Annotated in this window: 15 protein-coding genes; 6 read left to right on the top strand and 9 right to left on the bottom strand. The window is 48.0% G+C overall.

Annotated elements, in window-relative coordinates; genetic code table 11:
• Window positions 1-523: 523 nt before the first annotated feature.
• A complete protein-coding gene (locus AC286M_RS30055; RefSeq protein ID WP_488207887.1) occupies window positions 524-1,045 on the top strand; it encodes a photosystem I assembly protein Ycf3 in 522 nt (173 codons plus the stop codon).
• A 20-nt stretch (window positions 1,046-1,065) separates the two neighbouring features.
• Complete coding sequence (gatC, locus tag AC286M_RS30050) at window positions 1,066-1,359, top strand: Asp-tRNA(Asn)/Glu-tRNA(Gln) amidotransferase subunit GatC (RefSeq protein WP_488207886.1); 294 nt, start codon at window positions 1,066-1,068, stop codon at window positions 1,357-1,359.
• Between the two features lie 112 nt (window positions 1,360-1,471).
• Here gatC and AC286M_RS30045 read toward each other — a convergent pair whose 3' ends face one another.
• The 5 genes from AC286M_RS30045 to AC286M_RS30025 form a co-directional block, all read right to left on the bottom strand.
• Window positions 1,472-1,663: a hypothetical protein gene (locus AC286M_RS30045; RefSeq protein WP_488207885.1), complete on the bottom strand. Its 192-nt coding sequence runs from the start codon at window positions 1,661-1,663 to the stop codon at window positions 1,472-1,474.
• 85 nt (window positions 1,664-1,748) lie between these two features.
• Complete coding sequence (locus AC286M_RS30040; protein WP_488207884.1) at window positions 1,749-2,849, bottom strand: DUF4350 domain-containing protein; 1,101 nt, start codon at window positions 2,847-2,849, stop codon at window positions 1,749-1,751.
• Window positions 2,846-3,439: a DUF4129 domain-containing protein gene (locus AC286M_RS30035; protein ID WP_488207883.1), complete on the bottom strand. Its 594-nt coding sequence runs from the start codon at window positions 3,437-3,439 to the stop codon at window positions 2,846-2,848. The genes AC286M_RS30040 and AC286M_RS30035 overlap by 4 nt, the downstream gene beginning before the upstream one ends.
• A 152-nt stretch (window positions 3,440-3,591) precedes the next feature.
• Complete coding sequence (locus AC286M_RS30030) at window positions 3,592-4,407, bottom strand: alpha/beta hydrolase (RefSeq protein WP_488207882.1); 816 nt, start codon at window positions 4,405-4,407, stop codon at window positions 3,592-3,594.
• 334 nt (window positions 4,408-4,741) lie between these two features.
• The gene (locus tag AC286M_RS30025) at window positions 4,742-5,752 is read right to left on the bottom strand and encodes a phosphoribulokinase (protein WP_488207881.1); all 1,011 of its coding nucleotides are present in this window, start codon (window positions 5,750-5,752) and stop codon (window positions 4,742-4,744) included.
• Between the two features lie 814 nt (window positions 5,753-6,566).
• Here AC286M_RS30025 and cpcD/petH point away from each other — a divergent pair.
• Window positions 6,567-7,787: a bifunctional rod-capping linker CpcD/ferredoxin--NADP reductase PetH gene (gene cpcD/petH / locus AC286M_RS30020; RefSeq protein WP_488207880.1), complete on the top strand. Its 1,221-nt coding sequence runs from the start codon at window positions 6,567-6,569 to the stop codon at window positions 7,785-7,787.
• A 277-nt stretch (window positions 7,788-8,064) separates the two neighbouring features.
• Entirely contained in the window at window positions 8,065-9,039 is a 975-nt protein-coding gene (locus AC286M_RS30015) for an Npun_F2552 family protein (RefSeq protein WP_488207879.1), read from the top strand.
• A 128-nt stretch (window positions 9,040-9,167) separates the two neighbouring features.
• On the opposite strand, the gene AC286M_RS30010 is transcribed toward AC286M_RS30015, so the two are convergent.
• Window positions 9,168-9,368 carry a hypothetical protein gene (locus AC286M_RS30010; protein WP_488207878.1) on the bottom strand — a complete coding sequence of 67 codons (201 nt, stop codon included), beginning with the start codon at window positions 9,366-9,368 and terminating at the stop codon, window positions 9,168-9,170.
• Between the two features lie 464 nt (window positions 9,369-9,832).
• Between AC286M_RS30010 and AC286M_RS30005 the strand changes: the two genes are divergently transcribed.
• Window positions 9,833-10,258, top strand: a complete 426-nt coding sequence (locus tag AC286M_RS30005; protein ID WP_488207877.1) for a universal stress protein — start codon at window positions 9,833-9,835, stop codon at window positions 10,256-10,258.
• 291 nt (window positions 10,259-10,549) lie between these two features.
• On the opposite strand, the gene AC286M_RS30000 is transcribed toward AC286M_RS30005, so the two are convergent.
• Complete coding sequence (locus AC286M_RS30000) at window positions 10,550-10,933, bottom strand: hypothetical protein (RefSeq protein WP_488207876.1); 384 nt, start codon at window positions 10,931-10,933, stop codon at window positions 10,550-10,552.
• Between the two features lie 272 nt (window positions 10,934-11,205).
• Here AC286M_RS30000 and AC286M_RS29995 point away from each other — a divergent pair, with 272 nt between their 5' ends.
• Entirely contained in the window at window positions 11,206-11,520 is a 315-nt protein-coding gene (locus AC286M_RS29995; protein WP_488207875.1) for a hypothetical protein, read from the top strand.
• On the opposite strand, the gene AC286M_RS29990 is transcribed toward AC286M_RS29995, so the two are convergent.
• On the bottom strand, window positions 11,500-12,252 hold the full coding sequence (locus tag AC286M_RS29990; protein WP_488207874.1) for a phosphatase PAP2 family protein: 753 nt from the start codon (window positions 12,250-12,252) through the stop codon (window positions 11,500-11,502). The two genes, AC286M_RS29995 and AC286M_RS29990, sit on opposite strands and share 21 nt — an antisense overlap.
• An 85-nt stretch (window positions 12,253-12,337) precedes the next feature.
• Window positions 12,338-12,538 (bottom strand): photosystem II assembly protein Psb35, encoded by a 201-nt coding sequence (psb35, locus tag AC286M_RS29985; RefSeq protein ID WP_488207873.1) that lies wholly within the window; start codon window positions 12,536-12,538, stop codon window positions 12,338-12,340.
• Window positions 12,539-12,583 lie beyond the last annotated feature (45 nt).

Raw genomic sequence — 12,583 nt, 5'->3', positions numbered from 1 at the left:
GAACAAAACTGAACACCAACCGAGTTGCGATCGCAACCCACTCAACCTCTAGCCTGAAATTCTCCATAGCGCATTCGTAAATTTGCTATGCCTATCATCAACATCACAACTAATCCGACATACTCTCTTTTATAGGATTTAGACCCAAGAAACCTGCGTGAAAATACGGGCCATGCATTCAACTTCCTGTTAGTTTTATTAAAATCTGATACCGAGCAATCGAGCCGAAACCGTCTATGCTCAACTCGGCGCTATCCAGCGAGGCGGTCTTAGGATGATCTTGTACAGTCTTTGTACGGACTTATACGGTGTTCAGCCCTGAAATTTGACAATGGAAACCAGCAAATTTACCAAGGGGTGCTGGTGAAGAACGCCCCAGGCTATAGAACCGTAAACAACCTACCCAGTTGCACACCTTGGCCTGATAGACTCAAGAGTCGATTCTTTTTGTTAGATTTCAAGTAGATTCCAACTTTCAGATTACGAATTTATTCACAACTATTTGTTCACGCCATAAAAGCCTATGCCTCGGACACAACGCAACGACAACTTCATTGACCGCACCTTTACGGTCATGGCAGACCTGATTTTGAAGTTGATGCCAGCTAACCAGAACGAAAAGCGGGCCTTCGCTTATTATCGAGACGGCATGTCTGCCCAAGCCGATGGCGAATATGCTGAGGCGCTCGCTAACTATGAGGAAGCACTCAATTTTGAGGAAGACTCTTACGATCGCAGTTTCATTCTCTATAACATGGGGCTGATTTACACCAGCAACGGTGAGCATGACCGAGCGCTAGAGCTTTATCAAGAGGCGCTCGACCTCAACCCCAAGATGCCCCAGGCGCTTAACAACATCGCCGTCATCTACCATTTCAAGGGAGAACAGTTGAAGGAAGCAGGCGAAAACGAAGAGGCAGAAGAGTGGTTTGACCAAGCGGCTCAGTACTGGATTCAGGCCATTCGGATCGCCCCCAACAACTACATTGAGGCGCAAAACTGGTTGAAAACTACTGGTCGCTCCAATATTGATGTATTTTTCTAAGAGTGAATAGTCGGAAAACTATGATTGATCGCGAACAGGTACAGAAAGTTGCTCATTTGGCTCGTCTGAGCCTCACCGAGGAGGAAGAAGATCAGTTCACAGGGCAGCTCAACAGCATTCTGGACTATTTTGAGCAGCTGAGTGAGTTGGATACAGACGATGTGCCGCCCACAACTCGCGCCATCGACGTGAGCAACATTACTCGTGCTGACCAACTAGAACCATTTAGCGATCGCACTGCTCTGCTTGACAGTGCCCCTGAGCGGGAAGATACGTTCTTCAAGGTGCCAAAGATTTTAGGAGAAGAGTCCTAGTCTCAAAACCAGTCTATGTGTTAAAGCCCAGGCTAATTTTGTGAAACATTGACGCCGTCAATGTTTCACAAAATTAGCCTGGGCTTTAACAGAATGCCATCAACGTGCAAGACTACTCAACGTTATTCAACTCTTGCATCCGTTCGGTTTCTTTCTCCAGCGCATCGTCAATTTTTTGCTGGCTTGATTCCACAATTGGCTCATCTTCACCAGAAACAGGACTGCTGCTCGTTTTCATGAAGGTCTGAAACGCGAAGACAGCTAGTGCGATCGCAATTACGCTACCAATTAAAACTCTCGCCATTGAACGGCCCCTAGTTTTTGTCAGGAGTAAAGTTATTTCTTAGCTTGCCCCTTTTCTCCGCGCTAGCGAACCCATGTGACAAAAATTAAATCTGCGATCGCGCTGTCTTTAAGCGTCGCAACCAGTCCATCAGATCCGATTCTCGTAGTGACTGAATCTGAACAGGTGGCTGCAAAATTTGCTGCAGTTCAGTCGCAGGACGGCCTGTTTTCTGTGTCCAGGTTTCCACCAGTTTTTGATCATCAACGGGCTGTATTCCTAAACCGAGCTTGCGCTGGAGCTGCAGACGCTCTTCTTTTGCAATGGTGTCAACAAGAAAGGCTTGACTTTTCGCCTTCCGCAAAACCTGGGCCAGCGCCTGCATATAAGCTTCGCTGTTATTGACTTCCACTGACGGTAACGCAAGCGCATGCCCCAACCGCCGGTAGCTAGCCAACAGCGCAACCAGAATAATCACGACCGCTTGCAATAGAACCAAGCTCCACGGCGTCTGAGCCAAATAGGCGATCCATGAACCCGTGGCTTCTTCCGTAGTCTCTGCATCAGCGTCTTGATAACCATGCAGGTACTCATCCACCCAAATTTTGCCGCCTGCTTGCTCCGCCAGACCGGCCAAAAAAGCAAAGTTACCGGATTCATCCTGATATGCATTGGCAGCAATATAGGGCGGAATGATCACAATTAACTGTCCCGCTCCCTGTGGAATTTGCCACGCGATCGCACCATACTCATCCCCCAACAGCACAGTGGCATCCTCCAATTCGGTCTCGCGACGACGGGTATCGATTTGAACCAGCCCCTCCTCACTCTCTTGTTGCGTCATAAAATCCGCTTCACTCACAGGTGCAGGATTGCCCACCAAAATCAGCGTATTGCCCTCTTCCACCCAGGAATAGTCCGCCTGCCATGACCAGACATAGGAGAGCGGGCTGATGCGAATTAAGGTTGTTGGGACATCTTCTGCTGCCGTTTGCTCCTGTAGCTGTTCTAACGGCTTCTGCCAGCGCTCAATCGTTGCTGAATGCTGCTGCATGTAGGCATACCACGCCCCGTATCCGCTTGGAAATCGGCTGTAGGTAGACCCCTGGAGCAGCTTATTACTAGCCGGAGCTGTCACCAGCGACAGCACAATCAGCACCACTACAAATAGACCAGCCACTAGCCACACGCGCCGAGATCGGATCATTGTTTCACTATCTCCTCATAGGCTCGACGGCAGCGTTGGAAAATTTCAGCCGTCATCGTTGTTCCCGCAAAACAAATGCGCTCATGGGTGCGTAACAACAGCTGATAAGGGCGCGGTTGGGGTAGTTCATCCACCAGTCGCAGGTACTCGCCATCGGTGCGGCTGATTTGATTGGGAATGACTTGAGTTTCATGCAGTCGCTGCAACATCGCCATATAGAGTGCGCGACAGGCTTCTGTATAGTTTCCCGCCTGCTGTAATTCCGTTGCCTGCTTCAGCCAGTAAGACACACTGTGTTCCGTTCCCGCTGGCTGATTGAGACGATTCATCCGCTGCCAGGTTTGCGATCGCCACTGCTGCCAGTAGGGTCGCAGTAGTAAATACAGCTGCCACAGCAACCAAACCGCCAGAACCGACACGATGCTCCAGAAAATGGCTTTGGTAATCCATTCTGGGATCGCCCAGTTTGGCGACCAATCTGGCGTCTCAACTTCGGGTGGAGAAAATCGCAGTTCAATCCACTCTGTTACTCGCCGCTGAAGCTGAGATATCTGCCAGCCCAAGCTAGATTTTTGAAATGAGCCTTCCATTTGTTTTGCGCATCATGATTGCAGACTGTTCACACTCAACAGAAATAATTGCTAAGTTTAGCGTTAGGTAATGGTATTCAGTTAATAATTTTGGGGCGTGTAGGCACTGTCCACATGCCCCAAAATTATTGCCTTTTGAGGATTACCGAGCGTTATTGACGGGATTCACAGGCTAAAAATTCGGCAACTTGAGCAGATACTTCAGCCCCTTTGACATCTAGCGGCATACAGTGTCCCGATTCATCGAACCAAATTGTTTTGACCGGGCCAGTTACCTGTTGTGCAACAAATTCAGTCGCACTGGCTGGTACAGTTCGATCATTATGAGTGTGAATCGCCAATGTTGGACAAGTAACTTGAGCTAATCTCTGACGTGCATGACGGGCAATTTTCCACAGTTCCCGCACGGCCCAAGAGTGATAAAACTTGTAGCATGGCAAATAAAAAGATTGGCTTCCTGTGTTTTCGACAGAAAAGTTGGCCCAACCCAACAACGGTACCAAAATTTCAGCCCGACGCGGCAAACGTAAACAAGGTGCCGCAACTGCACAGGCATCCACTAATCCCTCGCTGGCCATTGCTAGTGCGATCGCACCTCCCATCGATAGGCCAAATACTCCGACCCAGTTATACCGCTGCCTTGCCTTAGTAATTTCCTGGCGAGCAGCCTCCAGCATAATATCTCGGGTGATTTGAGCAAATTCTCGTTGCTGATCACGCCGTTCTGTATAACCATGTCCAGGTAATAAAGGCGTAACGGCATCCAGCCCATACCTGGCACAAGCTTCGGCAACGGGTTTCACCTCGTAGGGCATGCCTGTAAAACCATGTAGACAAACTGCGATCGCAGTTGTCGGTGTCGCAGATGAATACAGCGCCGGATGCCCATCTGGATCGAGCTTGGCCTGCTGGTCAGCAGACAGCGACTCAAATCCAGAAAAATAGGGAGGCGAAATTGATGTAACCATTAAAACTCTGATTCACAAAACTAGAACCTACACCACCTAGCTTAGCCAAGCCTGCTAAGCCTGCTAAGCCGACCAGTGCTAGACAAATCCGCCAACTTTACGTGTCCCCCAGCCTGTGGATGAGCATCATCAACCTTAACCACTTCAGCCATCTACAGATCAGAGTTGCCAGCATCGCCACTAAAACATAACCGTTGTGCAGCCATAAAAAACAGCCCAACCAATCCAGTCAATAATAAAACAGGCGGAGAATGCTAAGCACTCCCCGCCTGTTCGGGTTTTGAACCTAATCTTTGACAGTCAGTTGGACTGTTTTACCAGTACTTGCCTGAACTTAAACGCTAGCCGCTTGAGGCACAGTGGTTGCCGTTAGGCGCTCGTAGGTTGCACGCATCTTCAGACCAACCAGGATCTGGAACAAACCACTGCCATTGCTGGAACCGGGATACTCACGGTGCTTCAGCAAGAGTTCGGTCATCTCACCGTAGAACTTGGTGGAGGTGTTGCTGAGGTGGCTCTCGACGTAGATTAGCTCTTCTAAACGCTCGAAATTACCGTCAACTTCTAAAACAGAAACCTCGTTACCGTAGTAGCTGTCCGGGCCGTAGTGCATCCGGATACCAGGATAGGAGCAGGTTAATTTACGTCCACAAGGAATCCAGTCAATGGTGGAACCCTCGTCAAACAGGTAAACGGGATCGAAGCCCTCAATGCCCTCTTTCTGGAGCAGACGAACGCGCAGGATCTTGCGCTCTTTGTCTTGATCTTCCGGTACCAGGTTGGTGGGCAGAATTTGGATAACAACATCAGCGTACTGCTTCTGGATGTCGATATAGGCTTCGAAATCGGGGCGACGGGCGTTGATCGAAGCCAGCACGTCTTCGTAAGAGTGGCCACGTTCAGCCATGTCGCGCTGAATCTTCCAGGCAATCTTCACGTCATCACTGATGTCGAGGTAGACGCTGAAATCTAACAGCGATCGCACACGCTCATCGTACATCGGGTGCAACCCTTCGATCACAATTACCCGATTCGGATTGACCCGCTCTGGTGGGTCAATCTCACCAGTCTCGTGGTTGTAAATTGGCTTATCAATCGGATTGCCTTCTTTCAAAGCCTTGATCTGTTCATACATCAGATCAAAGTTATTCGCCTTCGGATTTAGCGCAGTGACACCCGCTTCCTTACGCTGCTTCCGGTCTAGACTGTGATAATCATCCAGACAGATGACCGTCATAAAGTCCTTCCCAAAAATCTCTTCTAGCCGACGAAGAAAGGTTGATTTACCACATCCGGAATCCCCGGCGACACCGATTAAAACCACGCGATCTGGCTTACTGGTCATAGGTTCCCTCTAATTGCTAAGCAGTGCAAAACACACATTAAAACTAGACAAAATAAAACCGCAGATTTTAATCCAACTGTACACTGCGAACGCAGGCCGTGGTGCGGCACACTCGCGCTGACTCAATTGGCTTGCTACAGTCTTCGCCCTCAACGGAAAGCGATCCCTAGAGGTGCTAGGGCAGTAGAAGCAACAAGTCTGTCAAGCAGCGCGCACTTTGCTCATTTAATCTTCTCTTCCTCCTTTAGCCCTGCCTCTGCAAGGTCTGCACAACAGAGCAAATGAAGGGAAGATAAGTATTTAATACTAGCTGTATCAGAATCCTACCAGAACGAGATCCCCTCTACAAGGCATCGCGTGACTGAATTATTTGGCCTGGTTTGGCGGCTGCGATGCTGAACACCGATTCACTCTGCCATCACTGAGATGATTGAAAGATGACTGACCAGATCGATTTTTGAGGTCATGCTCCGAGCTTCAAGTTCAAGCTACGAATAGGTTACTGGGAAATCGAGTGGAAATTTGAGAAAACTTAAGATGGCGTAAAAATGGCACAAAATGATGCGATCGCAACAGTTCCAGACCCATTCACTCGCTAAGGTTGCAGGTGAGTAGATGACCGCCAAGTGCCTGTTCTTCCCATCAGAAGATGAGTTAGCGTCCTTATACAATGCTACGCTATGTAAAACTGAACCCTATACGTTGATTAGGTTTTCGTACATGAGCTGAATTGACGGTAGGGTTAAAACATGGTGACTACGTAACGGCGTATGCATCATGCTGAGTCAGGTTTCGGAGATAAGCGAATTCAACAATGTTCAACTCAAGCGTAGCAGGCAGCGGCAATACCTCGTCAGGTAACCGATTCTTTGTGTATGAGGTTGTTGGCCTGAAGCAGAATGCTCAGTCAGACAAGCTCGACTATCCCATCCGACGTAGCGGCAGTGTATTCATTACCGTGCCCTACAGCCGGATGAACCAAGAAATGCAGCGTATTACTCGTCTTGGCGGCAAAATTGTCAACATTAAGCCGCTCAGCTCTGATGGCGCAGCAAATGGTCAGGTCACTACTGAAAGCTCCCAGCCTAAAGCAGAGAAGCAAGACAGTAAGCCCATGACTCAAGCAAAAGAGAAGCCCAAGCAGGCAATCCCTGTTAATATCTACAAGCCTAAAACTCCCTATATTGGTAAATGTGTTTCTAACGACGAGTTAGTTGGTGAAGGTGGAATCGGAACGGTTCGCCACATCAAATTCGATATTTCTGGGGGAGATCTATGGTACCTCGAAGGCCAAAGCATCGGCATTATTCCCGATGGTACTGATGAGAACGGCAAGCCCCACAAGCTTCGTCTCTATTCCATCGCCTCCACCCGGCATGGTGATGATCTAGACGCTAAGACCGTTTCCCTTTGCGTCCGACAGCTCGTCTACAACCACCCAGAAACCGGAGAAGAAGTTCAAGGCGTTTGCTCTACCTTCTTATGCAACATGCAGCCCGGTGCAGATGTACAGATCACTGGCCCTGTCGGCAAAGAAATGCTGCTGCCAGATGATGAAGATGCCAACATTATCATGATGGCAACTGGAACGGGTATTGCACCCTTCCGCGCTTATCTGTGGCGGATGTTTAAGGAAGGTGAGCGCAAGCTAAATTCCGATTACAACAACTTCCACGGCAAGGCTTGGCTGATCTTCGGTATCCCCAAAACGCCGAACATTCTCTACAAAGAAGAGCTAGAGGAAATCCAGTCGCAGTATCCAGATAATTTTGAGCTGACCTATGCCATCAGCCGTGAGCAGCAAAACTCTGAAGGTGGTCGGATGTATATCCAACACCGCGTGGCTGAAAATATTGATCGGCTATGGGAGATGGTTCAACAAGAGAAAACTCACGTTTACATCTGCGGTCTGAAAGGCATGGAAGACGGCATTGATGCAGCGTTCTCTGAGCGAGCCGCTAAGGATGGCGTTGACTGGAGCGACTACCGCAAGCAGTTGAAGAAAGCCGATCGCTGGCACGTTGAAACCTACTAAGGAACGTGGATTTAATAAGGTAGAAATCTTTGGGGTAGGGACACGGCATTGCCGTGTCCCTACGGGTGGAAAGGTTTACAGGCTTTAATCCACAATCCTAAAAATTGCTGTTGTGATAACTTAACTGTTCAACAGCTTTCAATTTGGTTTAATCGCAACGCAGGGGACGATATTTGTCTCCTGCGTTTTGCAATTTACGATCAACCTGGACGAAATTCTGAAATCTTTTATCCTAAAGATTAAAATCGCATCAACGATCATCAACAATATAAAGCCAATGACCTCTGCCGCTGTTAGCCTCCTAGAGGCCCATTCCTACGAACTTGATGCATTGCGCCAGTCAATCACCGCCGTACTCGAACCGCTCGGTGGGTTGTCTGCCTTTGTCAAACCGTGCGATCGCGTTTTGCTTAAGCCCAATCTGCTGACGGGTGCCCGTCCCGGTAAAGAATGTACGACTCGACCTGAGATTGTATACTGCGTGGCTCAAATGGTGCAAGAATTAGGCGGCAAACCGTTCTTAGCCGATAGTCCGGCTTTCGGCAGCGCCAGAGGCGTGGCTGAAGCCAACGGTTACTTACCGCTAATTGAAGCGCTCGATCTGCCCATCATCGAGCTACATGGGCAGCGCTATACGGTAGACAACCCTGAATTTGGCCACCTGCGGCTGTGCAAAGAGGCGATGGAAGCCGACGTGGTGATTAATTTACCCAAAGTTAAATCACACTGTCAGCTAACGTTGACATTGGGCGTTAAAAACCTCTTTGGTTGCGTTCCCGGCAAGATGAAGGCTTGGTGGCACATGGAAGCGGGCAAAGATTGCGATCGCTTTGGTGAAATGCTGGTCGAAACAGCTCGCGCTATTAATCCTGACCTAACTATTGTGGACGGCATCATTGGTCATGAAGGCAATGGGCCCAGCGGTGGTGAACCCCGCGAACTGGGGCTGCTAGCTGCATCAAATCACATTTTTGCTCTTGATCGGGCACTGGTTGAAGTTGTAGGTGCTGATCCCGATCAAGTACCGACCATTGCCGCAGCTCAGCGTCTAGGTTACTGTCCTCCCTTAGCAGACATCAGCTTTCCACTGGCGCAACCCACTGATCTACAAGTTGACGATTGGCAACTGCCCCAACAGCTCCAGCCGATCGATTTCGGAATGCCCCGCGTGATTCGCTCCACCTTCAAGCATCTTTATATCCGCTTGATTAAAGAACCAATGGCCGCTTATGCCACACGCAATTCAGCTTGAGAACGCAGAAGAGGAAAGCGCTATACAAATGCAGCACTTTCCTCTTCTGCGTTTTAGTTTTACAAAATGTGAGTAGATCTATCGCTGGCAGCACTAACGCATAGACAACTAAATTAATTCCAAAAGCGTTAGTGAAGAACTCGCGTTACACGGATGTTGTACTCAGTAGCGGTGGGGTGATCATGTTCAGCCCGTACACGAGCCGAACTGTAGGCTTGCAGGCGTGAGTCTGCATCGATTTCGTAACGAGCTTCTGCTAGAGTTGCAGTGCTGTTTTGTGTTCCGTTGTACTCAACCGTATCAACAAACACTTCAAATTTATGGTTCATCTTTCGGCGCTCCTCCTGTAAAACAGGTAGCTTATGTAGAGAACACCCTTAGTATCCCGCTTTCATCGCTTGTAGATGGACGACATGATTCAAAAGTTAATTTGGATCACAAAGCAATAAGAAACTTTATATATCGCAAAAGTAAAGGCAGGTCTTCAAGGGGAATGCAAATCATTACCTAAGTTCAATCACCTAAACAAAAATCGTGATTCTAGACTGGTTGTCCAAGTTGAAAATTCAAGTTTTTCTCAACCAGTTCTCGACCTAAATTGACTTTCCAACTCGATTTGTTTGTCAAACAGAGTTCTAGTTAGTTCTAGTTTCTGTAAAGTGCGATCGCATCCTTGCTTACTCCACAACACCTCATTACTCACCCCCTATAACTTGAACAAACAGGTTGAGAACATAAACCGAATGTTGAATTAGATGCTATCTTCAGCATTAAGTAAAAAGGAGACAGATTTGTGCTAAATGCCGTTCTAGTGGCTCTCGACGGTTCGGAACTGTCAGAGTCGATTGTTGCCATGTTGAATATGCTCAAGCTGCCCCCCGAGGCTAAAGTCGTTTTGGCACATGTCCTTCCTACTGATAATCAAGATTTAGAGCAATCCGCTGATCGTCCTCAGTCCGATTCATCCGAGCCACTGTATCGTCAGGCCGAACGGACGCTGGGAGAATATCAGGAACAAATTGGCCATCCGAGCGAGCTTGAAGTGGTGAATGGCGATCCAGCCGAGGAAATTATTCGTCTAGCCAATATTTATCACGCTGATTTGATTATTATCGGTAGCCGAGGTTTGACGGGTATGAACCGAATTTTACAAGGCTCAGTCAGTGGTCAAGTCGTGACAGACGCACCTTGTTCAGTGCTGGTTGTCAAACCTCGATAACTTGCAGCGAGGTAGTACTAGTTCTACAATTCAACACTTCAGATCAGATCAGTGCTGAGTACTGGGTGCTGAGCTGTAATTCGCCTCACTTCTTATCCCTCACGCTTCTGAGTGCTGAGTGCTAAGAATCAATATCAATGTATAACTGCTGTGTATAGCTGCTGTTTAGGGAAAGGATGTAATAGCTTTGCAGTGCGAACGAGCAATCTGTTTTAACCGTCCGCAAAGTCTGCTACTTTGGGTGAATTTCTCAGAAATCCACCCCAGCAAGATAAGGGGCTGAGCATTGAGCTAACTTTGCTGAGCTAGAAAACGACGCAGATTCATTAGCGCAATAGTTTGCCCCATGTTTAGCGGCAGCACGGATACGCCCTCTAAACGGGACTGCACCCAGCCCTCGCCCCACGTCCACTGATGAAAGCCGTCAATTCCCTGACTGAGGATCAGCTGCAAGCTGTGGTCAGTTAAATGACTGACATGATGTTGAACAGCGATCGGGCCAATCCAACTGGTAAAGCTTAAATTGGGCGCTAGTCGATCGGGTAATCCGGGTGATAGGCGCTGGGGCCATAACCATTCCTGTAATAATGCGGGACAAGTTAAGCTGTCTTGAATTTGAGTTCGAGACGCTTCAACCTCAATACGAAGATTACTTTGTTGAACTGAGCCAAACATAGGCGAGATGCGAAACGTACAACGTGTGGGAATTTGAGACCCCTTCACTCTAGCAGTCCTACAGAGAATCAACGAGCGTCATTCGGTAGCATTTGGCGCACCATTTTTCCCGTGCCGCAAGGTTGACGCGAAGTGCGATCGCACATTAATTAAACTTTCATCATCGATTTGGGTAAATCATCTACAAATTTATTTCGCACGTTGATGCATTATGCAAAAAAGTTGCTATAAGAAAAGCGTGGTCTACACGTGAATTTCCAAGGGGCAGAAAAATGAAGTTCTCGGCAGTGTTTAGTATCGCAGGACTAATCGTGATTGCCACTTCAACCGCTATTGGGGCAGAAGAGGTGGCAACTAGTGGAGCTGAATTGCTGAGACTCCCAGAAGAAAATAGCGAAACACCTGTGGAGCAGGATGCAGGACGCCTTCAGGAAATCGAGAACCAGATCAATGGTGGCACATCACCAACATCTACTAGCGAAAACCGCATTCGTCCCATCGGTGAAGTAGAGGGATTAGATATCCCTGACGATGCAGTTTTCATTGATGGCGCGAACGGTGATGCGCTAGGAATTGAAATCCGCTAAGTGCTCGTCGGCATTCTGTTGTCGTCGATTCAGCCACCGATAACCAACTTCTAAGCTGAGCAAGCAGGCCATCAGCCAAACTAACCCTGCGGCATAGCCAGCTAACACATCAGTTGGCCAATGAACTCCCAAATAGAGGCGACTAAGTCCGATCAGCGTGACAATGCCGACGGTTGGAATTGTAATCCAAGCTTTGGCGATCTCGGTATGTGCTGCAATCCAATATCCGAGAAAGCCATAAATGACCAATGCCGTCATCGCGTGACCACTCGGATAGCTGTACAGATCAACGCTGACAACTCGCTCCCAAAGCTCTGGGCGTAAGCGACCAAACAGCTCTTTCATCCAAATATTTAAACCGATTGCCCCCACGGCGGTAATCAAGCTCACGGCGGCATCTAACCAGCGCTGCTGTTTGAGCAGAACAGCGCTGAGTGCCACAATAAACAAGAACAAATAGAGTGGATCGCCTAGCGCTGTAATACCAAGAAAAATCTGATTGAGCAGCGGGCTTTGTAACTGGTAAAGAGCTAACAAAATTGTTTGGTCAAATGCTATCGTTTGTTCAGTCAGGACTTGCTGACTTAAATAGACAAATCCAGCAATTAAGCTAACTGCAACCACAAAGCCGACTAGCCACAGTGTGCTGATCAGAAAAGACGGCTTGAAGTGGAGTCGCTTTTGCCAAAGCTGATTGAGTTGGCGACTGAGATGGCGGATGAATTGAATCATTTTTCTCAAAACAAATGGGTTCGAAGCATGCTGTTCAAACCCATTACAATCAGTTATCTAGAAGTTCCAATTGAAAATCTAATTTTTATTTATCAATATCGGGCACAATATCGGGGCGCTCTTTGTCTTCCCAGCCAACAGGACGCTTTGAGTTATACCAGGCAATTGAGCCAAGCGTTACGGCTGCGATGAAGCCAACAACTAAAACTAGAGTAAAAGAAATAGGAAAGTGGCTAGCTGTTCCTGTTTCTACGGCTTGTAATAAAACAGGCGCAAAATTCATCATAGAGTTGATTAACCTCTGTATATAAACGATGTAGCACTAAAATAT

This window comes from Thainema salinarum CENA647 (assembly GCF_057732415.1).
The sequence above is the reverse complement of the archived record's forward strand: the minus strand, read 5'-3'. Positions and strand labels throughout refer to the sequence as shown.